The organism is Micromonospora sp. NPDC049359 (assembly GCF_044466585.1).
Lineage (GTDB): Bacteria > Actinomycetota > Actinomycetes > Mycobacteriales > Micromonosporaceae > Micromonospora.
Map to the genome: position 1 here is coordinate 1,240,169 of NZ_JBITMW010000001.1, position 25,423 is coordinate 1,265,591.

Consider the following 25,423-nt stretch of genomic DNA (forward strand, 5'->3'; position numbering starts at 1 on the left):
CGCTAGTAGGCGCCCTTGCGGGCGAGCACCACACCGACCGTCCGCCACAGGATGCTGAGGTCGTACGCCAGCGACCAGTTGTCGACGTAGTAGAGGTCGAGCCGGACGGCCTCGTCCCACGACAGGTCGGAGCGGCCGGAGACCTGCCACAGCCCGGTCATGCCGGGGCGCACCAGCAGCCGGCGTCGCACGTCGCCCAGGAAGTCGCCGTCGTCGGCGGGCAGCGGGCGCGGTCCGACCAGCGACATCTCACCCCAGAGCACGTTGATCAACTGCGGCAGCTCGTCCAGCGACGAGGCCCGCAGGAAGCGACCCACCGGGAAGACCCGGGGGTCCTGCTTCATCTTGAACAGCATGCCGTCGGTCTCGTTCTGGTCGGTGAGGCTGGCCAGCCGGTCCTCGGCGTCGACGTACATCGTCCGGAACTTCCACACCCGGAACGTGCGTCCCTCGTGCCCCACCCGGGGCTGGCGGAAGAAGACCGGCCCGCGGTCGGAGATTCGGATCGCCACCGCGATCGAGATGAAGAGCGGGATCAGCAGCAGCAGGCCCAGGCCGGCGGCGACCCGGTCCATCAGGTTCTTGGCCAGCAGCGCCGGCCCGGAGAGCGTCGGCTCCTCGACGTGCAGCAGCGGCAGACCCTCGATCGGCCGGATGTGCACACGCGGGCCGGCGATGTCGGTCAACTGCGGGGCGACCACGAGATCGACCCCGGAGCCTTCGAGCTGCCAGGCCAGTCGGCGCAGCTCGCCCGGCTCGGCGCTGGCCGACCCGCACACGGCGATGGTGTCCCCGCCGACCTCGCGGACCAGGGCCAGGACGTCCCGGCCCGAGTGCACCGGCACCGGTGTCGGCACCCCGCGGGCCGCCGCGTAGCCGTCGGTGATGTGGATGGCGACCGGCATCAGGCCGGCGGCCGGGCTACGGGTGACCGCCGCGTAGACCTCCAGGCACTCCGGCAGGGTGCCGACCAGCACCATCCGGTGCGCGGCCTGACCGGCCCGCCGACGGATGTAGTGCAGCGCCCAGCGGGCCACGAAACGGCCCCACAGGATCAGCAGCAGCGCCCCGAGCAGCGCCGTGCCCACCGTCCACCGCGACAGCGCGGTCTTGGTGGCGAAGGCGAGGAAGGAGACGCTGGCCGCCACCGTGACCGCGGCCCTGATGACCCGCTTGAACTCGTCCGGGCCGAGCCCCAGATAGCGCCGGTCGTACGCCCGGTTGCTCCAGAGGATGACCACCCAGCCCAGCGGCAGCAGGAGGTAGGAGATGGTGTGGAACCAGGTCGGGTCCTGGTTGGTGCCCGAGAAACCCGAGGCGGCCTGGTCGAAGAGTTGGATCGCGATCCAACTGGCGAACGCCGCCGCGCCGAAGTCGAGCAGCAGCAGGATCGCGGTGTAGGGGCGGTGCCAACGGGAGACACGTCGTCGCGCCCTGGCCCACGCCGACCGAGGGACGCCGTTGTGTGACGGCGGCGTCGGCGGCTGGATCTCGAAGCTGTCGACGTGCCGCACGAGTCTGCTCCGGCCTTCGTTGGATACCGGGCGCTGGAGGCTTGCCGTCACCTCACCCATGTCCTCCCGCATGACACGTGCCGCTCACTCGCCGTGAGGGCCCGGGTCGCCCACCGTCCCAGTCTCCCACGCGGGCTCCGGCCGGTCGCCGCCCCGCAGGAGATTGGCGACCGATGGTGTCGGCGGGATCTGGCCGGCTCCGCACCATTTCAGAAGCCGGGGACCGGGCCACTATACCGATGGATACGCCTGTGGCGAGAACGGTGGACCGGAGGTTCGGCTCACTCGGGTCGATTCCGCTCTGTAGTCGCCTCGTGGGATTACTCACCGTACGAGACGGGACAACCGTCGGTCAGCCAGCGGCTTGCCGCCGGTCTGACAGGTGGCGCAGTACTGCAGGCTCGAGTCGGCGAACGAGACTTCCCGGACGGTGTCGCCACAGACCGGGCAGGGCAGGCCGGTACGGGCGTGCACCTTCAACCCGGATCGCTTCTCGCCCTTGAGTTCGGCGGCACGCTGACCGAGGGACCGCTCGACGGCGTCCCCGAGCACCTGCCGTGTCGCCGCGTGCAGGGTGGCGAGCTGGGCGTCCGTGAGCCGATCGGTGATCGCGAACGGAGACAGCTTCGCGGCGTGCAGGATCTCGTCGGAGTACGCGTTGCCCACCCCGGACAGCACCGACTGGTCGGTCAGCACCCCCTTGACCTGCCCGCGTCGGCTGCGCAGCCGCTCGGCGAAGGTGGGCAGGTCGGCGGCGAGCGCGTCCGGCCCCAGCTTGGCCACCCCGGGTACCGCCGCCGGGTCGGTGACCAGGTAGGCGGCCAGCTTCTTCTGCGTACCGGCCTCGGTGAGGTCGAAGCCGGAGCCGTCGTCGAGCCGGACCCGCACGGCGATCGGGCCCTTGCCGGGGCGCAACGGGGTGGTGGCCGGGAACGCCTCCCGGTAGTGCAGCCAGCCTGCCCGGGCCAGATGAACCACGAGATGCAGGTCACCCTCGATCACCACGTCGAGGAACTTGCCGTGCCGACGGGCGTCGACCACCGCCTTGCCGGCGACGGCGGTGGGTGCCGGATCGTACGTCTTCAGGGCGCTGATCGCGGCGATCTCCAGCCGGTCGACACGCCGCCCCACCGCGCGCTGCCGCAGGTAACCCGCGAGCGCTTCAACCTCCGGTAGTTCGGGCACCAGCCAACGGTAGCCTTCTTTCCCGTGAGAATCGTGGTGGCGCACAACCGGTACCGGGAAGCTCAGCCCTCCGGCGAGAACACCATCGTCGACGCGGAGATCGCCCAGCTCACCGCCGCCGGTGTCGAGGTGCTGCCCTTCATCCGCAGCTCGGACGAGATCCCCTCGATGTCGAAGGCCGCCAAGGCGCTGCTGCCGATCTCACCGATCTGGGCGCCCCGCGCACAGCAGGACCTGAGCCGGCTGCTCACCGAGCACCGACCGGACGTCCTGCACCTGCACAACCCGTACCCTCTGATCTCGCCCTGGGTGGTGCGGACCGCGCACCGGCACGGCGTGCCGGTGGTGCAGACGGTGCACAACTACCGGCAGGTCTGCTCCTCGGGGATCTACTTCCGCGACGGGGTGATCTGCCAGGACTGCAAGGGCCGGGCGCTGGGCGTGCCGGCGATCAGGCACCGGTGCTACCGCGACTCGGCGGCGCAGAGCGCGCTGATGGCGACCACCCTGGCCGTGCACCGGGGCACCTGGCGCTCCGTGGACCGGTACATCGCGCTCACCACGGCCATCGCCGACCACCTCCGCGACTACGGCATCCCGGACGACCGGATCGTCGTGAAGCCGAACGCGATCCCCGACCCGGGCCGACCGTCGCCGCTGGGTGACGGGTTCCTCTACCTGGCCCGGCTCTCCCCCGAGAAGGGCGTCGACCTGCTGCTGGACGCCTGGCGGCGGCACCCGGTGGGTTCGCTGGGCACGCTGCGGGTGGCCGGTGACGGCGAGCTGCGCCCGCTCGTGGAGGCAGCCGCCGCCGAACGACCCGACGTGGTCTACCTCGGTCAGCTCGACCGGGCCGGCGTGCAGGCCGCAGTCGAGGCGAGCGCGGTGGTGATCGCCGCCGCGATGTGGCACGACGTGCTGCCCACCGTGATCATCGAGGCGTTGGCGAGCGGCCGGCCGGTGCTGGGGACGGCGCTGGGCGGCATTCCGTACCTGGTCGGGGCCGACGCCCCGCACGAGCCCGCCGGCACCGGGCCCGCCGAGATCGCCTCCGCCGTCGCCGGCCATTCCCCGCCGCCGGCAGGTCCGCCTGCGGTGCCGGCCGGCCTGGTCACCGGCACCGCCGGCTGGGTGGTCCCGCCGGACCCGGCCGCGTTGGCCGCAGCGCTCCCGGTCGCGCGGGCTGGCGCCGCCGCGCTCGCCGCACCGGCCCGGCTGCGGTACGAGCAGACGTTTCACCCCGACGTGGTCATCAAGCGCCACCTGGACATCTACGCCGACGTGGCCCGCCGCCGTTGACCCCGAACCTGCCGAAAGGTTGATCACCGCTCAGGTGTTGGGCAGGGAGCGTTGTTGGCGGAGTTGTTCGAGGAGGGCGGTGTCGGCTTCGAGGTCGGGGCGGTCGACCTGCCGGTCCAGGTCGACGACGTGTTCGAGTTCCCGGATCGCCTGGTCGAGGTCACCCCCCGCCCCGTGGGCCATCGCGATGTTGTACCGAGTGACGGCTTCGCCGGCCCGGTCGCCGACCTCCCGCTGGATAAAGAGGGCTTGGTGGTAGTGGTCGAGGGCCTGTTGCCGATCCCCCAACCGGTTGTGAACGCTGCCGATGTTGTTGAGGGTGACGGCTTCGCCGGCCCGGTTGCCGACGTTCCGCTGGATGGGGAGGGCCTGCTGGTAGTGGTCGAGGGCCTGCTGCCGATCCCCTAAACCGTCGTACACGTGGCCGATGTTGTTGAGGATGGTGGCTTCGCCGGCCCGGTCGCCGACTTCCCGCGCAATGCCGAAAGCCTGGTGGTAGTGGTCGAGGGCCTGCTGCCGATCCCCCAAACTGTTGTGGACGCTGCCGATGTTGTTGAGGGTGGCGGCTTCACCGGCCCGGTTGCCGACGTTCCGCTGGATGGGGAGGGCTTGCTGGTAGTGGTCGAGGGCCTGCTGCCGATCCCCTAAACCGTGGTACGCGAGGCCGATGTTGTTGAGGGTGGCGGCTTCGCCGGCCCGGTCGCCGACCTCCCTACCAATGGGGAGGGCTTGGTGGTAGTGGTCGAGAGCCTGCCGCCGATCCCCCAACCGGTTGTACACGTGGCCGATGTTGTTGAGGGTGGCGGCCTCGCCGGCCCGGTTGCCGACCTCCCTCAGGATGGGGAGGGCTTGGTGGTAGTGGTCGAGAGCCAGCCGCCGATCCCCCAGCTTGTCGTACACGCTGCCGATGTTGTTGAGGGCGGCGGCTTCGCCGGCCCGGTTGCCGGCCTGCTGGTACAAGGTCAGGGCCTGCTGGTAGTCCTCCAGTGCCGGCCAGGGCCGACCGGTTGACGCCCGCGCCCAGCCACGCCGATAGAGGGCGTCGGCGTCCGGGCCGAGGGTCAGGGTCGCGGTGGCCATGGCCTCGACCGCCGCGAACCGCGACGTATCCAGCCACACCTGACACACCCGGGCACCGACATCCCCGGCGATCGCCGGCTGCCGCCCGACGACAGCAAGCCGATGCACCTCGACCCATCGGGCGAGGTCCCTCGGGTCAGTGGCCATCGGAAGGGGCGACGCTGTCGTTCGGCCCCACGGCCCCGACCAGCGCGGCCCGCAGCTCCGCCGCCCAGCTCGCGGCTTGCGCCCCGGACACCTGCACCGTGGCGTTTCCCATCGCCCGCGCCCTCCCCCGGTACGCCCGGTCAAGCCGGCCCAGGACCGCCCACGTCCGGCCTCGGCTAAGTGATCGACGGGCGGACCTTGGCGGCTACTGTACGTTTCATCCGCTTCCCGGGACCGCTCGATGAGTCCGCCTCAGGTGACGGGTTTCCGACGCGCTTAGCGCATCCCGGCCATCGTGGGAAGAACAATGACGGCCGATGCCACCGCCGCATGCCGGTGGTGTCGCGGTCCGACCCTCGGCAACCGCCGCGTCGGCAACCGGTAGCAGCAGGAGGAGCGAGGTGGGTCGGGCATGGCGGGTCGGGGAACGCCGCGACCGCGCCCCGTCGCCCCCGCTGCGGCGACCACCGTCGCCCGACACGTGGAGGTGCATCGGCTTGCTGTCGCTGGTCGGCTGCCGGCGATCGCCCGGGACCTCGGTGCCCGCGTGTGTCAGGTGTGGCTGGATACGTCGCGGTTCGCCGCGGTCGAGGCCATGGCTACCGCGACCCTGACCCTCGGCCCGGACGCCGATGCCCTCTATCAGCGTGGCTGGGCCCGGTCGTCGACCGGTCGGCCCTGGCCGGCACTGGAGGACTACCAGCAGGCCCTGACCTTGTACCAGCAGGCCGGCGACCGGGTCGGCGAAGCCGCCGCCCTCAACAACATCGGCAGCGTCTACAACCGGTTGGGGGATCGGCAGCGGGCCCTCGACCACTACCACCAGGCCTTGCCCATCCTGAGGGAGGTCGGCGCCCGGGCCGGCGAAGCTACCGCCCTCAACAACATCGGCCACGTGTACAGCCGGTTGGGGGATCGGCAGCGGGCCTTCGACTACTACCACCAGGCCCTCCCCATTACGCGGGAGGTCGGCGACCGGGCCGTCGAAGCCACCACCCTCAGCAACATCGGCCACGCGTACGCCGCTTCAGGGGATCGGCAGCAGGCCCTGGACCACTATCACCAGGCCCTCCCCATTACGCGGGAGGTCGGCGACCAGGCCGGCGAAGCCACCACCCTCAGCAACATCGGCCACGTGTACGCCGGTTCAGGGGATCGGCAGCGGGCTCTGGACCACTATCACCAGGCCCTGCCCATCCAGCGGGAGGTGGGCGACCGGGCCGGCGAAGCCGTCACCCGGTACAACATCGCGATGGCCCACCGGGCGGGGGGTGACCTCGACCAGGCGATCCGGGAACTCGAACAGGTCGTCGACCTCGACCGGCAGGTCGACCACCCCGACCTCGAAGCCGACACCGCCATCCTCGAACAACTCCGCCAACAACGCGCGGAAGACCGCGGTTCTGAACCGCCTGCGGGACCGTGAGGGCAGCGCTGCCGACGGCGAAGACGAGACGCCCCGATGCCAACGGGTTGCCTTCCGTCGACCCACACGCCGACACCCCGCGCCCCCGCGCCCCCGCGCCCCCGCGCCCCCGCGCCCCCGCGCCCCCGCGCCCCCGCGCCCCCGCGCCCCCGCGCCCCCGCGCCCCCGCGAGATCGTGCTCGAACCAGGAGCTAGTGGCCTCGGGGCGACTGGATGGCACTGTTTCCTGGTTCGAGCACGATCTTGTCGGCGGGCGTCGGGTCAGGACACCACTGCGGTCGTTTCGGGCGCACGGGCGCGGCAAGATCTACACGACATCAGGGAAACTGCTGCCTCCCACATCCAGGAGGCAGCAGTTTCGGGGAAGTTGTGCGGATCTTGTGAAACGCAGCCGCAGGCGGGTCAGCGCAGGGAGGCTGCGGATCTTGCGGAACGCGGCGGGGGTGGGGTCAGCGCAGCGAGGCGCGGGCGGAGAAGGCGATGCTCGCCAGCAGGAAGCCGCCGTTGACGATGGTGAACGCGACAAGCACCCAGAGCGCCAGCGCGGGCGCTGCGGCGAGGACCAGGGCGGCCACGAAGACGACCGCGCCGTAGTCGCGGACCAGCTTCACGAGGCGTACGGGCAGCGAGGTCGAGGTGACCATGCTGGCGGCGTTCGGGCCGGCCTGCATCACCGAGGTGACCAGGTTGACCATCCAGGTGCCCGCGAAGGTGGCCACCAGCCAGGTCGGGGTGGACGGCTCCTGCGCGACGGCGGTGGCGGCCAGCGCGGCCACCAGGGCGATCTGCGCGGCCACGTCGCAGAGCACGTCGATCCGGGCCCCGGCCGCGCTGCCCTGGCCGGTCACCCGGGCGAGCTGCCCGTCGGCGCAGTCCAGGGAGTACGCCACCTGCCAGCCGACCAGGGCGATCAGGCCGACGACCCAGGCCGGTACGTCCCCGTCGGCGACCGGACCGGCGAGCGCTACCACGGAGATCGAGGTGGCCAGCCCGAGCACCAGGTTGGTGAGGGTCAGCGCGGTCGGGCGCAGCCCGAGGCGTTGCGCGACCAGCGCGAACACCGCGCCGAGCCACTGGCTGATCGACTCGCTGAACAGGCCGCCGCCCCGGTTGACCCGGTGGAAGTCGGCGACGGTGGGACGGGGGTCAGCCAAGCTGGTCGCGGATTGCACCGGCGTAGTCTGCCAGCCGCTCCCGCGTCTCGGTAGGCGACAGGGCCAGGTGCTCGAGGATGGTGTACCGGTCCGGGCGGGTACGCGGCGCGAACTGCACCGCCTCCACGAACTGGTCGTCGGTGAGCGCCACCTCGGCGGGGAGCCGGGGCAGACCGTGCCGGGCGAGGCAGGCGGACATCTCCGCGAAGCGGCGTTGGTCACCGCGCAGCCAGGTACAGAACAACGCCCCCAGCCCGGCCAGCTCGCCGTGCGAGGCGGTGCCGGGGAAGAGGGAGTCGACCGCGTGCATGATCTCGTGGCAGCCGCCGCTGGACGGACGGCTGGTGCCGCAGACCGCCATCGCCAGGCCGCTGGAGATCAACGCTTCGGCGAGGACGGTCACGAAGGAGTCGTCGCTCATGTCGCCGGGGTGGTTGAGCACCGCTTCGGCGCCCGCCCGGGAGAGCGAGGCGGCCAGTCCATCGACCGGCTCACCGCGTACCTGCCGGGCCAGCTCCCAGTCGGCCAGCGCGCTGATGTTGCTGACCACGTCGCCGATGCCGGCCCGGTTGTGCCGGTCCGGGCCGCTCTCCACGAAGTCCAGGTCAACGATCACCGCGATCGGGATGTGCACCCCGTAGGAGCCCTTGATCCCGTCCGTGATGAGGCTGGCCACCGGGGAGCCGATCCCGTCGTTGGCGAGGCTGGTCGCCACCGACACCATCGGCAGCCCTCGGCGGGTGGCGGCGTACTTGGCGACGTCTATCGTCTTGCCACCGCCGATGCCGACGACCGCGTCGTACGAGCGGGTGCGGAGCTTGCCGCCCAGGTCGTCGGCGGCCTCGAGCGTCCCGCCGGAGACGGTGAAGACGTCCGCCGAGCGCAGCGACGGTTGGATCAGCTCGGCGATCTGGGCGCCCTGACCCGGGCCGAGCACCACCGCGACGTCGCCGCCGGAGGAGATCCGCCCGTCGGCCAGGATCGCGGCCAGGTCGGCGACCGCCCCGCGTCGCACGTCGATGTGCAGCGGGGTGAGGACGCTCCGGGCTAGTAGCGGCACGCGATCTCCCGCGCGCGGGCCAGGTCGGCGTGGTTGTCGACCTCGACCCACGGGACGTCACCGATCGGCGCGGCCCGGACCTCGCCACCACGGTCGGCGAACTCCTGGTAGCCGTCCTCGTAGTAGAGGTTCGGGTCCCGCCGCCAGGTCGCCTCGAGGGCGTCGGCGAGCGCGTCGGCGACCTGCGGCTCGATCAGCGTCGCGCCGATGTACTCCCCGTACGCCTCGCCCGGATCCATGATCTTGGTGATCCGGGTGAGCTGGCCGGCGGCGTCGAAGGTGGTCTTCATCTCCTCCTCGGCCAGCGGCTTGAGGGTGTCCACCGCGAGCAGGATGCCCGGTCCGCGCTCGGCCAGCAGGGTCTTCTCCACGCTCACCGGGTGCACGGTGTCGCCGTTGACCAGCAGCACGCCGCGCGCGAAGTGCTCCCGGGCCAGCCAGAGGGAGTACGCGTTGTTCCACTCCTCGGCCTTGTCGTTGTGCACCAGGGTGAGCGTGACCCCGTACTTCTTCTCCAGCTCGGCCTGCCGCACGAGGACCGCGTCCGCCGCGTAGCCGACCACGATCACGATGTCGGTGAGCCCGACCTCGGCGAGGTTGCCCAGCGCGATGTCCAGGATCGTGATCTCGCCGTCCACCGGCACGAGCGCCTTCGGCAGCGTGTCGGTGTACGGGCGCAGCCGGCGCCCCGCCCCGGCCGCGAGCACCATTCCGATCATCGCGACATCCTCCCTCGTCCTGCTGCCGTCACCGGTGGAGGATAGCCCCGGCAAGCCCGGCGACTCCGGCCAACCGGTCAGCCGGGCAGCGCCGCGAGGTCGGCCAGCATGGTCAGCCGCTCCTCGGCGGCGAGCACGGCGTACGGCCCGGCGGCCCGGCGGTCGGTCTCCAGCTCGATGGCGAGCCGCTCCGGACCGGGTGGCAGGGCGGTGACGCTGGACGCGGTGTGCCCGGCGGCGGTCCAGGCGGCGGCGTGCGCGTCCGCCCGGTGGTAGCGCAGCGCGCCGAGGCGGTTGAGCAGCAGCACACCGGGCGGGGTGCCGTCCGGCTCGTGCGGGGGCGCGAGCGCGGCGAAGGCGGAGCCGCTCCGGGTCCCCTCCTCGTCGGCCAGCACGAGGGCGTACGCCACCAGCCGTCCGAGCACGGCGACCAGTCGCGCCACCCGCTCGTCGTGCCCGGACCACAGTTCCTCGGTGACCTCGGCGTGCACCTGGTACAGCTCGCCGAGGAAGGCGGCACCGCGCTCGGTGGCGGAGAGGGCGCCGTCCGGGCTCCGGTAGATCATCGCGTGGGCCACCTGCTTGTCCACGGCTCGTCGGCAGGCGATCGGATCCCGGTACCTGGTGATCGCCGCGAACCCCGCCCCGTCGACAGCGCCACCGGGCGCGGCCAGTCGGGTGCGCAGGTCGACGAGGAAACCGCTCGCCGCCGCCCCGCCGTAACGCTGGGACAACTCGGCCCCACCGCCGTGGTGGCCGGCGAGCATGGTGGCGCGGAAGGTGCGGTCCACGGCCGGGGCGAGCAGTCCGGCGATCCGGTGCGGCGGCAGCGCGACGCTGTTCACCGGCCGATCGACCGCAGGAGCGCGAAGCCCTCCTCCGCGATCCGCCGGATCAGGCCGCCGACGATGTCCCACCAGTCGGGAAACAGGCGCCGGTGTGGTGAGCGGCGCTGGAAGAAGATGCGGCCGTCGCGGTCGACGATCAACGCGCCGGCGCAGCGCAGGGGCTCGGTGGACACGCGTCGACAGTAGCGAGCGTCGCCGCATCCCGACGATGTCCGGTCTTGTCCTGGAAACATCCACGGACGACCATGTCCGTACCGAATGCCACGGTCCCAAAGGGGTGATGCGTGATGCAGGTACGGGAAGCAATGTCCAGCCAGGTCCTCGTCGTCGGTCCGGAGCACACGCTCCGTCAGGCGGCCCGGATGATGTCGGCCCGCGGTGTCGGGTCGGCGGTCGTGATCGATCCCGAGTCCGAGGGGGTCGGCATCATGACCGAACGCGACGTGTTGAAGGCCATCGGCGCGGGTCTCGACTGCGACACCGAACGCACCGGCGCCCACCTCACCTGGGACGTCGTGTACGCGGCGCCGGAGTGGACGGTCGCCGAGGCGGCCGCCGCGATGGCCCGGGGTGGTTTCCGGCACCTCGTGGTGCTCGACGGCGGGGAGGTGGCCGGGGTGATCTCGGTGCGGGACATCATGCGCGTCTGGGCCCGGAGCGAGGTGGCCGCCACGACCTGAACCGCGCAGGTGTGCCGGGTCGGATCGACGGGTAAGGATCCCTCGCGGGCGCGGAGATGCCGTGGCCCGTGGGGGAGGGCCCGATGCGTGACGCGGAGCGCCTGGTCGAGCAGCAGTACGCGATGCTCCTGCGGCGGGACGTGGCCCGACTGCCGGACCTATACGCCCCGGAGGCGTTCTACTCCATGCCGGGTGTCACGGTCCGACCGATCGAGCTGCCGGCGCTGCTGCGTACCTGGACGGGGGCCTTTCCGGACCTGCTGGTCGACCCGCTGGGCACGGTGCGCACGTCCAGCGGCGCGGCCGTGGAGCTGCGTCTCAGTGGCACCCACACCGGCACGTTGCACTCGCCGTACGGCACGGTCGCCCCGACCGGCCGTTCGGTGAGTTGGGAGGTCGCCGACGTGGTCCGGGCACGCCGGGGTCGGATCGTCGCGTGGCGCTCCTACTTCGACTGGAGCCAGCTCCTCGACTCGCTCGGCGTGCAGTTTGACGGCCTCTCCCGGGCGGCGCAGCACGACTCGCTCGCACTTCCGGTCTGATCTGTCGCCGTCCGGCCCGGCCGGGTCACCCGTCCCGGTGGCTCAGGATGCGGACATCGCCGTGCCGTCGGCGCGTCCCCCGCCGCCGCCCGTACGCTCAATATCCATGACCGCCGAGCAGCTGATCTCCTTTGCCCGTGGGGCCCCCTCGCTGGACATCGTCGATGTCGAAGGGCTCAAGGCCGCCGCCGTACGCGCCTTCGACGCCGATCCCGCGGGGGTCACGGCGTACGGCACCTCCGTCGGCTACGTGCCGCTGCGCAAGTGGATCGCCGAGAAGCACGGCGTCGCGGCCGACCAGGTGCTGGTTACCAACGGGTCGCTGCAGGCCGACGCGTTCCTCTTCGATCACCTGATCCGCCCCGGCGACGCGGTGGTCGTCGAGCGCCCCACGTACGACCGCACGCTGCTCAACCTCCAGCGGATGGGCGGCGAGCTGCACGGTGTGACGGTCCAGCCGGACGGCCTGGACACCGCCGAGCTGCGCAAGCTGCTGGAGTCCGGGGTGCGCCCCCGGCTGGCGCACGTCATCCCGAACTACCAGAACCCGGCCGGCGTGACGCTGTCGCTGGAGAAGCGCCGCGAGCTGCTCGACCTGGCCGCTGAATACCACTTCACGATCTTCGAGGACGACCCGTACGCGGACATCCGCTTCCGGGGCGAGGCGCTGCCGTCGATGCTCTCGATGGACACCCGCAACGTCGTCGTGCACGCGTCGAGCTTCACGAAGACGGTCTGCCCGGGGGTACGCGTCGGCTACCTGGTCGGTCCGGCGGATCTGATCGCCGACATCGCCAAGAACGCGACCAGCCTCTACATCTCGCCCGGCATGGTGTCGCAGGCGATCGTGCACCAGTTCTGCGTCTCCGGCGACATCGACCGCTCGATCGAGACCGTCCGGGCGGCGCTCGGCGAGCGGGCCCAGGTGCTGGCCGAGTCGCTGCGCCGGCACCTGCCGCAGGCGCGGTTCGTCGAGCCCGACGGCGGCTACTTCCTGTGGGTGGAGTTCCCCGAGGACGTGCTGGTGGATCGGCTCGCCCCGGCGGCGGCCGAGCGTGGCGTCGCCGTCGTCAAGGGCAGTGACTTCGTCCTCGACGGCGGGCGGCACGCCCTGCGGCTGGCCTTCTCCGCGGTGACGGCCGACCGGATCGACGAGGGCGTCCGCCGGCTCGCCGAGGCCGTCGAGGCCAGCCGAAGCTGAAAATCTGTCGGGTTTCCGACAAAAAGACGATGCCGGCCGTCTCAGGTCTCCCCAGCGGGCGGCCGGCGGCCCACAATGCTGCGAGCGTCATCCGTCAGGTGTAGCGGAGATCACCGCCCGCCCACCTCGGATCACGCGTGCAGCACAACCCCCGCCCCCACGGGCGCCGGGTGGGCCGTGTCGTCCCTTCACCCCCCGATGCGGCCCGGCCCGCCCGGCGCCGCACCCGCGACCGCCGTCACACCTGCCGATGGCCACCATCGGCGTAGCCTGCAAGCCGCAGGCGAGCGCGGGGAGGTGTCGCGATGACGGATCGGGCGGAGCGGGGCCGGACGGCGCCGTTGAACACATCTCGGGTGCTGCGACCCCGAGCCTGGCCGTCCCCGGTCCGGGCGATGACCCGGATGCTCAACGCCGACGGCTCACCACCCACCCCGGCGCCCAGCGGCGCCGGGCGCAGCGGAGTGGTCGACTGCGCGCTGTACATCGACGGCAGGCGGCAGCCCGGCGACTGGTCGTACGCCGAGGCGCTGGAGGCCGCACGTCGCGAGGAGCACGGCTTCGTCTGGATCGGGCTGCACCAGCCCGAGCTGGCCGAGATGAGCGCCATCGCGGAGACGTACGGCCTGCACGAGCTGGCCGTCGAGGACGCCGTGAAGGCCGAGCAGCGGCCCAAGCTGGAGCGCTTCGGCGACGTCAGCTTCCTGGTGCTGCGCACCGCCCGGTACTGCGAGCACACCGAGCTGACCGAGACCTCCGAGGTGGTCGAGACCGGTCAGGTGATGCTCTTCATCGGCCCGAACTTCCTGATCAGCGTCCGGCACGGTGACGCCTGCCGGCTCTCCCCGGTCCGGGCGGATCTGGAGACCAAAGAGGAACTGCTGCTCCAGGGCCCGTGGGCGGTGGCGTACGGGGTGACCGACCGGGTGGTCGACCTCTACCTCGAGGTGGCCGAGCAGCTCGAGGACGACCTGGACCAGTTGGAGGCCGAGGTCTTCGACCGCAACAGCCACGGGCGCATCCAGCGGATCTACCAGATGAAGCGGGAGCTGGTGGAGTTCAAGCGGGCGGTGGTCCCCTTGCAGCGGCCGCTGATGAACCTGACCTCGCAGGTCAACCGGGACGTACCCAAGGAGATCCGCAAGTACTTCCGGGACGTGCAGGACCACCTGAGTCGTACGGTCGAGCAGGTGAACTCGTACGACGACCTGCTGAACTCGATCCTCCAGGCGCGGCTGGCCCAGGTGTCCGTCGACCAGAACAACGACATGCGCAAGATCGCGGCGTGGGCGGCCATCGCCGCCGTCTGGACCTCCATCGCCGGGGTCGAGGGCATGAACTTCGAGAACATGCCCGAGCTGAAGATGACCTACGGCTATCCGGTGGCCCTGGCCCTCATGCTCGGCGTCTCGCTGGCCCTCTACCGCTGGTTCCGCCGCAACGGCTGGCTCTGACCGGCCCGGCAGACGCGCGAAGCGCCGGTGCGCGGGGGCAAGCCCGCGTCGCCGGCGCTCGTCGCGCTGCTGTCAGGGGTCAGCGGCGGCCGTTGGTGCGGGCGGTGTCCTTGCCCAGCGCCTTGGTGAGGTCGTCGGCCGGGCGTCCCGAAACGTCCTTGGCGCCCTCGGCGACCGACGGAACCTTGTCGGTCGGGCGGACAGCGGTCGGCTTGGCCGTGGCGGTGGTGCTGGCGCTGTCGCCGCCGGCCACCGCCGAGCTGCCCGCGCCGGTCATCCCGGAGATGGCGGACCCGTCGGAGCCCTTGGTCGCGGCCGGGGTACGCACCTCGATCGAGTCGACCTCGTCGCGCATCGGCTCCAGGGTGTGGGTCGGGTCGTACTCGGCCCACTCCTGCTGCTCGCGGCGGCGGCGCAGGGCCACCGCACCGACCAGACCGACGACGGCGCCCGCGGCCAGCAGGCCGGTCATCTTCGAACCGCGACGGCGCGGCTGCTTCTTCTTCCCCGTGATCCGCATGGTCTTCGACTTGGCCTTCCTGGTCAGCGGCCCTGCCTGCGCGGCGCCGTCCCGAGCCGCCGCGGCCAGCGGTGCCAGCGTGGTGAGTGTCGTACCCCAACCGGTCGACGCGCGGTCGCGCACCTTCACCGCGGCCGGCCCGACGTAGCCCCGGGCCGCCTGGACCCGCGGGCCGACCGAGGAGCCGGCGCCCTTGGCGGCGTGGTTGGCTGCCTGCATCAGGTGGCTGATGCTCTGGTTCAGCTCTGCCTTCGCGAGCTGGCCCTGGGACTTACGCCGCCCGATTCCAAACACGGTCCTACCTCCTGGGAGTTGTTCCTTCGTCATCCTCCACCTTCGGATGCCTCCGCGATGCCAGATCGGGCACATGGGAGGATCCGCATGGAACTGACCAACAAGTGAGGAGTACCCGTGGCCGAGGCTGTCTACGCCACCCTGCACACCAACGCTGGCCCGATCCGGCTGGAGCTCTTCCCGAACCACGCGCCGAAGACCGTCCGCAACTTCGTCGACCTGGCTGAGGGCAACCGGGAGTACACCGACCCGCGCACCGGTCAGCCGGGCAACGGGCCGTACTACGACGGCACCATTTCGCACCGTGTGATCAGCGGTTTCATGGTCCAGATGGGCGACCCGACCGGCACCGGCCGGGGCGGGCCGGGCTACAAGTTCGCCGACGAGTTCCACCCGGAGCTGCGGTTCGACCGTCCCTACCTGCTGGCGATGGCGAATGCCGGACCGGGCACCAACGGTTCGCAGTTCTTCATCACCGTGTCCCCGACGCCGCACCTCAACAACCGGCACACCATCTTCGGCCAGGTCGCCGACGAGGAGTCGGTGAAGATCGTCGACTCGATCGCGAACACCCCGACCGGCCCGAGCGACCGTCCGCTGCAGGACGTCGTCATCGAGCGGGTCGAGATCGAGCGATCCGCTTCCTGACGACATCGCGAGGTACCTTTGCTCGCATGATTGAGCGCTCCGGAGCATCACGCCGGCCGGCGTCGGTGCCTCGCGCGGTGGCGGACGGAGGGTCGGCCCGGTGAGCGAGTCTCCGCCGACCACCCCGGTCTGCTACCGGCACCCCGGTCGGGAGACCTACATCCGGTGCACCCGCTGCGACCGGCCGATCTGTCCGGAGTGCATGCGGGAGGCGTCCGTCGGGCACCAGTGCCCGGAGTGCGTCAACGAGGGTCGTCGTAGTGTCCGGCCGGCGCGTACCGCCTTCGGTGGCGGTGCCGCCGGCCGGCACGGCTACGTCACCAAGGCGCTCATCGCCCTGAACGTGTTGTTCTTCCTGCTCTCCGTCGCCTCCGCCCGGTCCTTTACCGCGGTGCTGGGCGGCTCCGGCTTCGGCGGGCTGGCCGGGGACGGAACGCCGCTGACCCGTTGGGGTGGCGTGCTCGGCTACGCCTCGTACGTTGCCTTCGGCCCGGTGCACGGTGTCGCGGCCGGTGAGTGGTACCGCCTGGTCACCGCCATGTTCCTGCACTACGGCGTGTTCCACCTGCTGCTGAACATGTGGGCGCTGTGGGTGCTCGGGCGGGAGTTGGAGGGCGCGCTCGGGCGGGTGCGTTTCCTCGCCCTCTACCTGATCGCGGGGATCGGGGGCAATGTCGCCGTCTTCCTGACCAGTGCTCCCAACGAAGGTCTGACTGTCGGCGCGTCGACGGCCACCTTCGGGCTCTTCGCCGCGATCTTCGTGATCATGCGTCGTCTCGGCCTGAACACCTCGGCGATCGTTCCGCTCCTCGTCATCAACCTGGTATTCACCTTCGCCGTGCCGGGCATCTCGAAAGCCGGGCACATCGGTGGCCTGGTGGTCGGCGGGGCGATGGCGGCGGTGCTCGCGTACGCGCCACGGGAGCGGCGCACGCTGGTGCAGGTCGTCGGCGGCTCGGTCATCGTGCTGATCCTGCTCGCCGCGGTGATCTTCCGAACCGTGCAACTGCTCAGCTGACCGGGCGGGCGGCCCGCAGCGCCGTGGCCACCTCTTCCGGGGTGGCTCCCAGGTCGTACCTGCCGAACAGGTGCAGCGACTCGCCCGCGTCGATCTCCAGGACCTCGCCGGTCAATCCGAGCCGTTGCCGGCGGTCCACGCTGATCGCCTCGACCGTCGACCAGGGCAGCAGCCGCCGGCCGGCGAAGCCGTGGATGACGGTGAGCCCCGCCGGGTCGACCGCCAGCCGGACCGGCGCCACCAGGTCGCGTACCGCCCAGACGGCCAGCGCGGCGGCGGCCACGCCGGCCACGACCAGCCGCACCGGGTCACCGTCGGCGAACAGCAACCCGAGTGCGATCAGCAGAACGGCACCGGCGAGCTTCGCCGTGGGCAGGGTCGACGGCACCCGCCACTGCCGAGTTCCGGGAATGTCATCCACCCGCCCAGCATGCCAGCGGTCATGGCCTCCCGCTTCTGCCCACCACCACTCCATGATCGACGCCGGAGAGGGGCGGGCGGCGGCCCGCCGCGTCAGCGTAGGATCGGGACAGCCCAAGTTACCGGGGAGTAAACATGAGTGACGCGGTCATCGTCGGCGCGGTACGCACCCCGGTCGGGCGGCGCAAGGGCGGTCTCGCCGGTGTCCATCCGGTCGACCTGTCGGCGCACGTGCTGCGCGCCCTCGCCGAGCGTACGGGGCTCGACCCAGCGCAGGTCGACGACGTCTTCTGGGGCTGCGTGTCCCAGGTCGGCGAGCAGTCGTGGAATATCGCCCGCAACGCCGTCCTCGCCGCTGGCTGGCCGGAGGCGGTGCCCGGCACCACGCTCGACCGGCAGTGCGGTTCCAGCCAGCAGGCCCTGCACTTCGCCGCCGCGACGGTGCTCTCCGGCCAGGCCGACCTGGTGGTCGCCGGTGGGGTGGAGTCGATGACCCGGGTGCCGATGGGTTCCAGCGTGGCGGACGGCCTGCCGTTCAGCGACCAGCTCCGCGCCCGCTACCGGGGTGTGGAGGGCTTCGCGGACGACGCGCCGCTCCCCTTCAACCAGGGCGTCGGGGCCGAGCTGATCGCCCGGCGCTGGCGCTTCTCCCGTACCCAGCTCGACGAGTTCGCCCTGGCCAGCCACGAGAAGGCCGCCGCCGCGCAGGACGCCGGCGCGTTCGACCCGGAGCTGGCGGCGGTGCCCCTCGACGACGGTGGCACGGTCGCGGCCGACGAGGGCATCCGCCGGGACACCTCACTGGACCGGCTCGCCGAGCTGCCCACCCCGTTCCGCGCCGACGGTGTGGTCACCGCCGGTTCCGCGTCGCAGATCTCCGACGGCGCCGCCGCGCTCGCGGTGACCACGTCCGACTGGGCCAGCCGGCACGGCCTGCGCCCGCTGGCCCGCATCCACACCGCGGTGGTCGCCGCCGACGACCCGGTCACCATGCTCACCGCGCCCATCCCGGCCACCGCGAAGGCGCTGCGCCGCGCGGGGCTGGGCATCGAGGAGATCGGGGTGTACGAGGTGAACGAGGCGTTCGCCCCCGTACCGCTCGCCTGGTTGGCGGAGACCGAGGCGGACCCGGAGCGGCTGAACCCCCGTGGCGGGGCGATCGCCCTCGGGCATCCGCTCGGTGGCTCCGGCGCCCGGATCATGACGACGATGTTGGCGCACATGCGGGACAACGGAATCCGCTACGGCCTGCAGACCATGTGCGAGGGCGGCGGCATGGCCAACGCCACGATCGTCGAGCTGGTCTGATCCGCCCCGGAAATGCTCTCGCCGAGGCCGGGCACGCCGCCTAGGGTGCCCATCGTGACGACGATCGCCGACGAGCGCGCTCCCGACTGGTCCAGCGTGCAGTGGCAGGAGCAGGCCCGGTCCTGGGTCGACGAGCGACTCGCGGGCACCGGCCGGCGGGTCAGTGGGCCGGTCGAGCCCCGGGTCCGGCCGTGGTCGCTGGTCTGGCGGGTGCCGACCGACGACGGACCGGTCTGGTTCAAGGCCAACAACTCCGGCACGACGCACGAGGCGGTCCTGATCGCGACGCTGGCCGCGCTGACGCCCGAGCGGGTGCTGGCCCCGATCGGGGTGGACCGGGAGCGGGGCTGGTCGCTGCTCCCCGACGGCGGGGAGACGCTGCGCGACGTGCTGGGCCGCGACCCCGACCTGACGCGCTGGGAGCGGGCCCTGCCCGGGTACGCGGCGCTGCAACTCGCCACCGCGTCGCGCGCCGACGAACTGGTCGCCCTCGGCGTGCCGGACCACCGTCCGGAGGCGCTGGCCGGGCTGCTCGCCGACCTGCTCGACGATGCCGAGTCGCTGCGCGTCGGCGCGGAGGGCGGACTGACCGTCGAGACGTACGAGCGGTTGCGGGCGGAGGTTCCGGCGTACGCGCGGCGGTGCCGTCGGCTCGCGGACATCGGCATCGAGGCGACCGTGCAGCACGACGACCTGCACGACGGCAACGTCTTCGCCGGGCCGGCCGGGTACCGCTACTTCGACTGGGGCGACGCCTCGGTGGCGCACCCCTTCGGCACGCTGCTGGTGACCCTGCGCTCCATTCGGTACGCCACCGCGCTGTCCGCCGACGACGCCAGCCTGGCCCGGCTGCGCGACGCCTACCTGGAGGCGTGGACCGACCGTTACGACCGCCGCACCCTCGTCGAGGCCGCCGACCTGGCGATGAACCTGGGCGCGGTGAGCCGGTCGCTCTCCTGGCGGCGGGCCCTCGACACGACCGACCCGGCCCGCGCGGAGTACGCCGAGGCGGTGCCCGGGTGGCTCGCCGAGCTGTTCGCCGCTACCCCGCTTCAGCCCGAAAGCTGACCGGCATCCGTCCAGGTCGGAAATCGGACAGGCAGTGCGACGGGCCGGCGTGGAACTTCCAAAAATTCGCCGTGACCCACGTCACCCCGCCGGGCAGGTCGTTGGGCAGGTCATGGACGTCTTCTCCCGAACGTTCCTCCCGGCCGCCACCGAGGCCGGCCTCGCCGTGCAGACCGTGAGCCGGCACATGCCGGTGTTCCGCCGCTGCGTCGGCTCCGGTGACGCGACCATCCTCGTCACCCGTTGTAGCCGCCCCGACCGCCCGGTCACCGGCGACTACCTGCTGCTGCTCACGCACCGCCGACTGGTGGTGACCCAGCAGACCCGACTCCTGCACCGACTGCGCCTGCACCTCAACACCGAGCTGCGCGAGCTGAGCAACGTCACGTGGAGCCCCGACCCGCGGCTGCACTCGGTCGAGCTGGCCGCCACCGCGATCGACGGGATCCGCGAGCGGTTCCTCATCCGCACCACCCACCCGAAGCAGGTGTGGCAGCTCGACGCGCTGCTCAACCACGCCTTTCGGACCCGTCTGCGGGCACCCCGCGAACGGGTTCTCGCCACCATCGGCGACACGCCCGCCCCCGTACGGCCCAGCGTGTTCCGTCCCGCCGTCGTACGCTGACGCCGTACGACGAGCGCCTTTACCGAACTCGAACACGTACCGATCGCGCCGAGCCACCGGGTCGGGAATCATGGGCCGGTGACTTCGGAACCGCCGCACCGCGGACTCGTCCTCGTGGTCGAGGACGAGCCGGCCATCGCCGACCTGGTACGGCTCTACCTGGGCCGCGACGGGTTCGGCGTCCACCTCGAACGCGACGGTGAGGCCGGCCTGAACGCGGCCCGCCGGCTGCGCCCGGTGGCCTGCGTCCTGGACATCGCCCTGCCCGGCCTTCCCGGCACCGAGATCTGCCGACGGCTGCGCGAGGCCGGCGACTGGACGCCGGTCATCTTTCTCACCGCTCGCGACGACGAGGTCGACCGGATCGTCGGGCTGGAGTTGGGCGCCGACGACTACGTGACGAAACCGTTCAGCCCGCGCGAGCTGGTCGCCCGGGTACGCGCCGTGCTGCGCCGTAGCGCCGGTGGCCCGGAGGGCGCGGAACGCCCGCGCGTCGTCGGCCCGGTGACCCTCGACCCGGCCCGCCGGACGGTCACCGCCGGAGGGCTGCCGGTGCAGCTCACCTCGACCGAATTCGACCTGCTGGCCCATCTCATGGCCCGGCCGGGGCGGGTCTTCACCCGCGAGGAGTTGCTGGCCGGGGTCTGGGGATACGCCGCGCACGCCGGCACCCGCACCGTGGACGTGCACGTCGCGCAGGTACGCGCGAAGCTCGGCCCGGCCAGCGTCATCCGCACCCACCGCGGCGTGGGGTACGCGGTCGATGCCTGAGCAGCCGGTACGCGTCGAGTCGCCGACCATGGCGCTGCCGGTGGTCGGCGACCGCCAGTCGGCCGCCCCCCGGCGCAACCGGCTCGGCCGGACCCTGACCGCCCGCGCGGTGCTGGTCACCTGTGCGGTGGCACTGGTGTCGGTGCTCGTCACGGCGATCGTCGCCGTGCCGCTGGCGATCCGGGGCGCGGAGCGACGCGATCAGGACGCCCTCGCCGCCCAGGCGCGACTCGCCGCCGAGGTGCTGCGGACCCGGCTGGACCGGGGACGCGCCGCCGACGAGGAGAAGCTCATCCAGCAACTCCGTGACCAGGGCATCGACGCGTACCTGATCCGGCGCGGGACCGTCGACCGGGCGGGCCTGCCGCCGCGCGTGGTGCAGCGGATCGGGCAGGGCCGCAACGTGTCGGCCCGCCGGTCGGTCAACGGGCACCGCGCCCTGGTGGAGGGCCGGGCGCTGCCCGACGGCAACGGGGTCGTGCTCTCCCGCGCCACGTCGGACGGGCTGTGGGCGCAGGTGCTGCTCAGCCTGTGGCTGCCGCTGCTGGCCGGCCTGGCCGCCGGTGTGGTGGCCGGTCTCCTGTTGGCCCGCCGGTTGGCCCGACCGATCCGCGTCGCGGCCACCGCCGCCGCCCGGTTGCGCGCCGGCGACCGCGCCGTGCGGGTGCCGGTCGAGTCGCCGGACGAGGTCGCCGACCTGGCCGAGGCGTTGAACGGCCTGGCCGCCGCGCTGACCACCAGTGAGGGCCGGCAGCGGGAGTTCCTGCTGTCCGTCTCGCACGAGCTGCGCACCCCGCTGACCGCGATCCGGGGGTACGCCGAGGCGCTGGCCGACGGGGTCATCGACGCGGACGGCACCGCCGACACCGGCCGGACCATGCTGGCCGAGGCCCAGCACCTCGACCGGCTGATCGGCGACCTGCTGGCGCTGGCCCGGTTGGAGGCCGCCGACTTCCCGCTGGAGCCGGTACCCGTCGACCTCACCCGACTGGCCGCCGACGCGGAGCCCACCTGGTCCGGCCGCTGCGCTGCGGTCGGGGTGCCGTTCCACCTCCAGACGCCCGGCGGGCCGGTGTCCGCGTACACCGATCCGGGTCGGATCCGGCAGGTGCTGGACGGGCTGTTGGAGAACGCGCTGCGGGTCGTACCCCCGGGTGCGCCCGTGGTGCTCGCGGTCCGGCCGGTCGGTCCGGACCCGGCGGCCGGCGGTGTGCTGGAGGTCCGCGACGGCGGGCCCGGCTTCACCGACGACGACCTGGCGGTGGCGTTCGAGCGGGGGGCGCTGCACGAGCGGTACCGGGGGGTGCGCAAGGTGGGCAGCGGACTCGGGCTGGCGCTCGCCGCCGGGCTGGTGCGCCGGCTCGGCGGGGAGATCGTCGCGGGTCACGCGCCCGAGGGTGGCGCCGCCTTCACGGTCCGGCTGCCCGGTGATCCTTACCGGACCCGTACATCGGCCTGACGGTCCGCTCGTCCTCGCGGGGAAGGCTGAAGGCTCCACGGACGAGAGGGAGAGTCATGCCACGTTGGGGATTCGTCACCGGCACCACGGCACTGTTCGCAGCGGTGGCGCTCGGCGTCAGCGGATGCGGCGCGGCCGAGGTGGCCAGCCAGCCCGCGCGGGACGCGGCTGTCGAGGTCGCCGCCGCGATGGGTGTGGAGGGCCAGGCGCTCACCGCGATGGGCTTCGACGCCAACGACCTGGACGTGCAGACCGTCGCCGCCCCGGCGACGCCCGCACCCTCCCCCACGGCGGCCGAGAAGGGTAAGCAGAAGCGCGGCGAGGAGTTGCGCAAGCGCCACCAGGCCCGCGTGCTGCTGCGAAAGAACACCCTGCACGGCGAGGCGGTGGTGCAGACCAAGGAGAACGGTACGCAGACCGTCGCCGTCCAGCGTGGCGCGGTGACCGCCGTCGACGGCGACTCGATGACCGTCAAGTCCACCGACGGTTTCACGATGACGTGGACCTTCGGCGAGGACCTGCGCGTCGTCGAGAAGCGGTCGACGGTGCAGCCCAGCGAGGTGAAGGTCGGCACGACGGTCGGCGTCGCCGGCACCAAGGACGGGGACAAGGGCGTCGCCCGGCTCGTCCTCATCCCGCGCGCCAAGTAGTCGAACGAGGGCCCCGCACGTCGTACGTGCGGGGCCCTCGCCTGCCGTCGTCTCAGCGACCCGGGGGCAGGGCGTAACCGACGTAGTCGCGGAACTCCAAGCGCCACCCGGCCGGGACCAGCTCGGCGCAGGCCGGCTGGCTACCGGTGCAGACGATCGCGTCCACCGTTGCCGGGTCGGCGGGCGGTCGCTCCGGCAGGACCGACTGCAACGACACCAGATCCGGGGAGCTGCCGTCCGGCTGGCGCAGCAGCAGCCACCAGGGGTACTCCCAGTCGTCGTTCCGCTCGACCAGACCGATCCGGCGCGCGCCGCTCTCGCGGACCGCCGCCGCGGCCCAGCGGAACTCGTCGGCCCACTCGGGCCGGCGCAGGAACCGGGTGTCCCAGTCCGAGGTGGTGAAGACCGAGCCCGCGCCGACGAGCCGGCGGGGAAAGCCGTACGACAGCGCGAGCACTCCGGCCAGCGCCGAGGTGGCGAGCACGACGACGACCGCCACGGCGGCCACCGAGCGTCGCCTCCGATCCGCCTCGGCGGGCTCCGGCGTCCGGTCGGCGTGACGGCGCAGGAGCGCGTCGAGCCAGAGGCCGGCGAGCGGGACGGCGAGCACCAGGGCGTAGAGGATCAGTCGGTTGCCCCACGGCTGCCACTTGATCATTGAGGTGTGCAGCAGCACGGCGGCCAGCACCACCACGGCGTACGCCCGCAGCGGCCCCGCCTGCGCCGGATCGATCCGGCGCGGGCGGACGAGGGCGACCAGCGCGCCGAGCAGCGCCACCGACCCGGCGATCGGGAACGCCACCCGATCCTCGTCCGGGTACCAGGCCGGCACCGGGAACACCTCCCGGCCGAAGGTGATCGCCCGGTCCTGGGGGTCGACGCCGATCGCCTCCGCGCCGCCGATGATCGCGTCCGCGCCGGCGGTTCGCAGCGGCGCGACCGGCGTGTCGAAGGCCGTGTGCCCGATGCGCAGCGCGTTGACCAGGATCGACGCCGGGTCGTGCCGCTCCATCGGGATCGACTCACGTAGCCGGGGCGGGCCCAACGGGTGCCCGAACTCGGCCGTCACCCGGGCCAGGAACGGGCCGACCACCAGCGCGGCCACCGCCATGATCAGCACCGAGCCGGTAACTACCCGGAACAATGGCCGCGCCCGACCGGCCGACGCCCCAGCGGTCGTCGCCCGACCCGACGGTTCGGCGGCTGATGGCCGAGCCGCCAGGGCCAGCCGGAGCTGGGCCAGACCCCAGAGCACCAGCAGCGGGCCCACCGCGATCAGGCCACTGGTCTTGGTCACCGCGGTCAACCCGGTGGCCGCCCCCAGGCCGAGCACGGTTCCCCAGCCGGTGCGTCGGCGCAGACCGTCCAGCGCGAGGGTCGCCGCGCACGCCACCCACGCCGCGCAGACCAGGTCGGTCTGCGTGCTGGTGGCCTGTAGCGCCACCATCGGGGTGCTGGCCAGCACGAAGGCGGTGATCAACTGGGCTCGCCGGCCGCCGCCGAGCTGCGCCGTGATCCGCGCGGCCACCAGGAGGCAGAGCACCCCGGCGGCCCACTGCACCAGGTTGTGCAGCGCGTCGCCGCCGTTGAGCAGGCGCAGGTGCAGCAGCAGGTACTCCGCGCCGGGCGGGATGGTCACCTGCCGGTGGATGGCGGTGGGCCAGAAGTCGAGGTCGCCCTGGGCCACCCAGTGCTCGACCTTCGGCAGGTGGTACGTCTGCGAGTCGAAGTTGTTCGGCTCGGCCAAGAGCGCGATCAGCAGCTCCAGCAGCACCAGGCCGCCGATGCCGCCCGCGAGCAGCCGTTCGCCCCGACCCGCCGTACGCCAACTCTCGGTCGCCCGGGTGAGCAGTCTGGCGCGTACTCCATTGGGCTGGATCGGCGCGGCCGTGCGCCCGCCCACCGGGCCGTGGTCGACGGCCGGGGCGGGTGTGTCCGGCGCGGCGCCGGCGGGCACCGCCGCGCCCACCGGTACCGGCTGCGGCGTCGCGGCGGCGGCCGGTGTGGCCGGGGTGTCGCGACGCCGGCGCAGAGCCACCGCCGTCGCGGCGGCGAGGAGAAAGAGCAGCCAGGCGGCGACGAACGCCGGCCGGGTCAGGGCGTGCAGCGCGCCGAGCACCTCGACGACGAGCACCGCGTACGCGCCGGTGAGCAGCGCGGCGCGCACCGCGGCGAGCCGGGACGGGGCCACCGCAGACGTCCCGCGCGGCTTCGACGCGATCGTGAGCAGGAGCACCGAGGCGGCGGGGAGCACCGCGAGCAGGGGGCCGGCAGCCGACATGGCGGGAAGTAAACACCATCGGGCTGAAACCGCCACGCCGGCTGTCCGACGG

Annotated in this window: 26 protein-coding genes; 14 read left to right on the forward strand and 12 right to left on the reverse strand. The window is 72.3% G+C overall.

What is annotated here, in order from left to right; genetic code table 11:
• Nucleotides 1–2: 2 nt before the first annotated feature.
• Nucleotides 3–1,574, reverse strand: a complete 1,572-nt coding sequence (locus ACIBTX_RS05795; RefSeq protein ID WP_357131827.1) for a sugar transferase — start codon at nt 1,572–1,574, stop codon at nt 3–5.
• Between the two features lie 264 nt (nt 1,575–1,838).
• Entirely contained in the window at nt 1,839–2,699 is an 861-nt protein-coding gene (locus ACIBTX_RS05800) for a DNA-formamidopyrimidine glycosylase family protein (RefSeq protein WP_357131550.1), read from the reverse strand.
• Nucleotides 2,700–2,723: 24 nt separating this feature from the next.
• Here ACIBTX_RS05800 and ACIBTX_RS05805 point away from each other — a divergent pair, with 24 nt between their 5' ends.
• On the forward strand, nt 2,724–3,998 hold the full coding sequence (locus tag ACIBTX_RS05805; RefSeq protein WP_357131553.1) for a glycosyltransferase: 1,275 nt from the start codon (nt 2,724–2,726) through the stop codon (nt 3,996–3,998).
• A gap of 30 nt (nt 3,999–4,028) precedes the next feature.
• On the opposite strand, the gene ACIBTX_RS05810 is transcribed toward ACIBTX_RS05805, so the two are convergent.
• Together ACIBTX_RS05810 and ACIBTX_RS05815 are read right to left on the reverse strand one after the other, a co-directional pair.
• On the reverse strand, nt 4,029–5,117 hold the full coding sequence (locus ACIBTX_RS05810; RefSeq protein WP_396832087.1) for a tetratricopeptide repeat protein: 1,089 nt from the start codon (nt 5,115–5,117) through the stop codon (nt 4,029–4,031).
• A 97-nt stretch (nt 5,118–5,214) separates the two neighbouring features.
• The gene (locus ACIBTX_RS05815; protein ID WP_357131559.1) at nt 5,215–5,337 is read right to left on the reverse strand and encodes a hypothetical protein; all 123 of its coding nucleotides are present in this window, start codon (nt 5,335–5,337) and stop codon (nt 5,215–5,217) included.
• Nucleotides 5,338–5,820: 483 nt separating this feature from the next.
• Between ACIBTX_RS05815 and ACIBTX_RS05820 the strand changes: the two genes are divergently transcribed.
• On the forward strand, nt 5,821–6,651 hold the full coding sequence (locus ACIBTX_RS05820; protein WP_396832088.1) for a tetratricopeptide repeat protein: 831 nt from the start codon (nt 5,821–5,823) through the stop codon (nt 6,649–6,651).
• 449 nt (nt 6,652–7,100) lie between these two features.
• Here the strand turns inward: ACIBTX_RS05820 and ACIBTX_RS05825 are convergent, their stop codons facing one another.
• From ACIBTX_RS05825 to ACIBTX_RS05845, 5 genes are all read right to left on the reverse strand, one after another.
• On the reverse strand, nt 7,101–7,823 hold the full coding sequence (locus tag ACIBTX_RS05825; protein ID WP_357131565.1) for a CDP-alcohol phosphatidyltransferase family protein: 723 nt from the start codon (nt 7,821–7,823) through the stop codon (nt 7,101–7,103).
• The gene (locus tag ACIBTX_RS05830; protein ID WP_357131568.1) at nt 7,798–8,865 is read right to left on the reverse strand and encodes an iron-containing alcohol dehydrogenase family protein; all 1,068 of its coding nucleotides are present in this window, start codon (nt 8,863–8,865) and stop codon (nt 7,798–7,800) included. Before ACIBTX_RS05830 ends, ACIBTX_RS05825 begins: the two co-directional genes overlap by 26 nt.
• Complete coding sequence (locus tag ACIBTX_RS05835) at nt 8,853–9,584, reverse strand: phosphocholine cytidylyltransferase family protein (protein WP_357131571.1); 732 nt, start codon at nt 9,582–9,584, stop codon at nt 8,853–8,855. The genes ACIBTX_RS05830 and ACIBTX_RS05835 overlap by 13 nt, the downstream gene beginning before the upstream one ends.
• 77 nt (nt 9,585–9,661) lie before the next feature.
• Nucleotides 9,662–10,429 (reverse strand): hypothetical protein, encoded by a 768-nt coding sequence (locus tag ACIBTX_RS05840; protein ID WP_396832089.1) that lies wholly within the window; start codon nt 10,427–10,429, stop codon nt 9,662–9,664.
• Nucleotides 10,426–10,605 carry an NUDIX domain-containing protein gene (locus ACIBTX_RS05845; RefSeq protein ID WP_363660854.1) on the reverse strand — a complete coding sequence of 60 codons (180 nt, stop codon included), beginning with the start codon at nt 10,603–10,605 and terminating at the stop codon, nt 10,426–10,428. The genes ACIBTX_RS05840 and ACIBTX_RS05845 overlap by 4 nt, the downstream gene beginning before the upstream one ends.
• 114 nt (nt 10,606–10,719) lie before the next feature.
• On the opposite strand from ACIBTX_RS05845, the gene ACIBTX_RS05850 reads away from it, so the two are divergent.
• From ACIBTX_RS05850 to corA, 4 genes are all read left to right on the forward strand, one after another.
• Nucleotides 10,720–11,112 carry a CBS domain-containing protein gene (locus tag ACIBTX_RS05850; protein WP_355048683.1) on the forward strand — a complete coding sequence of 131 codons (393 nt, stop codon included), beginning with the start codon at nt 10,720–10,722 and terminating at the stop codon, nt 11,110–11,112.
• Nucleotides 11,113–11,195: 83 nt separating this feature from the next.
• Nucleotides 11,196–11,654, forward strand: a complete 459-nt coding sequence (locus ACIBTX_RS05855) for an ester cyclase (RefSeq protein WP_357171790.1) — start codon at nt 11,196–11,198, stop codon at nt 11,652–11,654.
• Nucleotides 11,655–11,760: 106 nt separating this feature from the next.
• On the forward strand, nt 11,761–12,855 hold the full coding sequence (locus tag ACIBTX_RS05860; protein WP_357131584.1) for a PLP-dependent aminotransferase family protein: 1,095 nt from the start codon (nt 11,761–11,763) through the stop codon (nt 12,853–12,855).
• Between the two features lie 305 nt (nt 12,856–13,160).
• A complete protein-coding gene (gene corA, locus ACIBTX_RS05865) occupies nt 13,161–14,309 on the forward strand; it encodes a magnesium/cobalt transporter CorA (protein WP_357131588.1) in 1,149 nt (382 codons plus the stop codon).
• 79 nt (nt 14,310–14,388) lie between these two features.
• Here the strand turns inward: corA and ACIBTX_RS05870 are convergent, their stop codons facing one another.
• Complete coding sequence (locus ACIBTX_RS05870) at nt 14,389–15,156, reverse strand: hypothetical protein (RefSeq protein WP_357171791.1); 768 nt, start codon at nt 15,154–15,156, stop codon at nt 14,389–14,391.
• An 84-nt stretch (nt 15,157–15,240) separates the two neighbouring features.
• On the opposite strand from ACIBTX_RS05870, the gene ACIBTX_RS05875 reads away from it, so the two are divergent.
• Both ACIBTX_RS05875 and ACIBTX_RS05880 read left to right on the forward strand, forming a co-directional pair.
• On the forward strand, nt 15,241–15,771 hold the full coding sequence (locus ACIBTX_RS05875) for a peptidylprolyl isomerase (protein ID WP_357131595.1): 531 nt from the start codon (nt 15,241–15,243) through the stop codon (nt 15,769–15,771).
• Between the two features lie 100 nt (nt 15,772–15,871).
• Nucleotides 15,872–16,789, forward strand: a complete 918-nt coding sequence (locus tag ACIBTX_RS05880; protein ID WP_396832090.1) for a rhomboid family intramembrane serine protease — start codon at nt 15,872–15,874, stop codon at nt 16,787–16,789.
• On the opposite strand, the gene ACIBTX_RS05885 is transcribed toward ACIBTX_RS05880, so the two are convergent.
• Nucleotides 16,782–17,210, reverse strand: a complete 429-nt coding sequence (locus ACIBTX_RS05885) for a PH domain-containing protein (protein ID WP_396832091.1) — start codon at nt 17,208–17,210, stop codon at nt 16,782–16,784. The genes ACIBTX_RS05880 and ACIBTX_RS05885 overlap by 8 nt on opposite strands.
• A gap of 134 nt (nt 17,211–17,344) precedes the next feature.
• On the opposite strand from ACIBTX_RS05885, the gene ACIBTX_RS05890 reads away from it, so the two are divergent.
• From ACIBTX_RS05890 to ACIBTX_RS05915, 6 genes are all read left to right on the forward strand, one after another.
• Nucleotides 17,345–18,517, forward strand: coding sequence for an acetyl-CoA C-acyltransferase (locus tag ACIBTX_RS05890; RefSeq protein WP_357131604.1), 1,173 nt, complete (start codon nt 17,345–17,347; stop codon nt 18,515–18,517).
• Nucleotides 18,518–18,571: 54 nt separating this feature from the next.
• Entirely contained in the window at nt 18,572–19,585 is a 1,014-nt protein-coding gene (locus ACIBTX_RS05895) for an aminoglycoside phosphotransferase family protein (protein WP_396832092.1), read from the forward strand.
• A gap of 112 nt (nt 19,586–19,697) precedes the next feature.
• Nucleotides 19,698–20,210, forward strand: a complete 513-nt coding sequence (locus tag ACIBTX_RS05900) for a hypothetical protein (RefSeq protein ID WP_396832093.1) — start codon at nt 19,698–19,700, stop codon at nt 20,208–20,210.
• Nucleotides 20,211–20,288: 78 nt separating this feature from the next.
• A complete protein-coding gene (locus tag ACIBTX_RS05905) occupies nt 20,289–20,981 on the forward strand; it encodes a response regulator transcription factor (protein ID WP_357131613.1) in 693 nt (230 codons plus the stop codon).
• A gap of 28 nt (nt 20,982–21,009) precedes the next feature.
• A complete protein-coding gene (locus ACIBTX_RS05910) occupies nt 21,010–22,440 on the forward strand; it encodes a histidine kinase dimerization/phospho-acceptor domain-containing protein (RefSeq protein WP_396832137.1) in 1,431 nt (476 codons plus the stop codon).
• 56 nt (nt 22,441–22,496) lie between these two features.
• On the forward strand, nt 22,497–23,090 hold the full coding sequence (locus tag ACIBTX_RS05915; RefSeq protein WP_396832094.1) for a hypothetical protein: 594 nt from the start codon (nt 22,497–22,499) through the stop codon (nt 23,088–23,090).
• A gap of 52 nt (nt 23,091–23,142) precedes the next feature.
• On the opposite strand, the gene ACIBTX_RS05920 is transcribed toward ACIBTX_RS05915, so the two are convergent.
• Nucleotides 23,143–25,371 (reverse strand): hypothetical protein, encoded by a 2,229-nt coding sequence (locus ACIBTX_RS05920; protein WP_396832095.1) that lies wholly within the window; start codon nt 25,369–25,371, stop codon nt 23,143–23,145.
• Nucleotides 25,372–25,423 lie beyond the last annotated feature (52 nt).

Bases quoted from the DNA above. Each gene is read 5' to 3' on its own strand.
- ACIBTX_RS05915 (WP_396832094.1), top strand. From the start codon at position 22,497: ATGCCACGTTGGGGATTCGTCACCGGCACCACGGCACTGTTCGCAGCG.
- corA (WP_357131588.1), top strand. From the start codon at position 13,161: ATGACGGATCGGGCGGAGCGGGGCCGGACGGCGCCGTTGAACACATCT.
- ACIBTX_RS05910 (WP_396832137.1), top strand. From the start codon at position 21,010: ATGGCGCTGCCGGTGGTCGGCGACCGCCAGTCGGCCGCCCCCCGGCGC.
- ACIBTX_RS05815 (WP_357131559.1), bottom strand. From the start codon at position 5,337: ATGGGAAACGCCACGGTGCAGGTGTCCGGGGCGCAAGCCGCGAGCTGG.
- ACIBTX_RS05920 (WP_396832095.1), bottom strand. From the start codon at position 25,371: ATGTCGGCTGCCGGCCCCCTGCTCGCGGTGCTCCCCGCCGCCTCGGTG.
- ACIBTX_RS05900 (WP_396832093.1), top strand. From the start codon at position 19,698: ATGGACGTCTTCTCCCGAACGTTCCTCCCGGCCGCCACCGAGGCCGGC.
- ACIBTX_RS05870 (WP_357171791.1), bottom strand. From the start codon at position 15,156: ATGACGAAGGAACAACTCCCAGGAGGTAGGACCGTGTTTGGAATCGGG.
- ACIBTX_RS05860 (WP_357131584.1), top strand. From the start codon at position 11,761: ATGACCGCCGAGCAGCTGATCTCCTTTGCCCGTGGGGCCCCCTCGCTG.
- ACIBTX_RS05835 (WP_357131571.1), bottom strand. From the start codon at position 9,584: ATGATCGGAATGGTGCTCGCGGCCGGGGCGGGGCGCCGGCTGCGCCCG.
- ACIBTX_RS05795 (WP_357131827.1), bottom strand. From the start codon at position 1,574: ATGGGTGAGGTGACGGCAAGCCTCCAGCGCCCGGTATCCAACGAAGGC.
- ACIBTX_RS05855 (WP_357171790.1), top strand. From the start codon at position 11,196: ATGCGTGACGCGGAGCGCCTGGTCGAGCAGCAGTACGCGATGCTCCTG.
- ACIBTX_RS05890 (WP_357131604.1), top strand. From the start codon at position 17,345: ATGAGTGACGCGGTCATCGTCGGCGCGGTACGCACCCCGGTCGGGCGG.
- ACIBTX_RS05820 (WP_396832088.1), top strand. From the start codon at position 5,821: ATGGCTACCGCGACCCTGACCCTCGGCCCGGACGCCGATGCCCTCTAT.
- ACIBTX_RS05850 (WP_355048683.1), top strand. From the start codon at position 10,720: ATGCAGGTACGGGAAGCAATGTCCAGCCAGGTCCTCGTCGTCGGTCCG.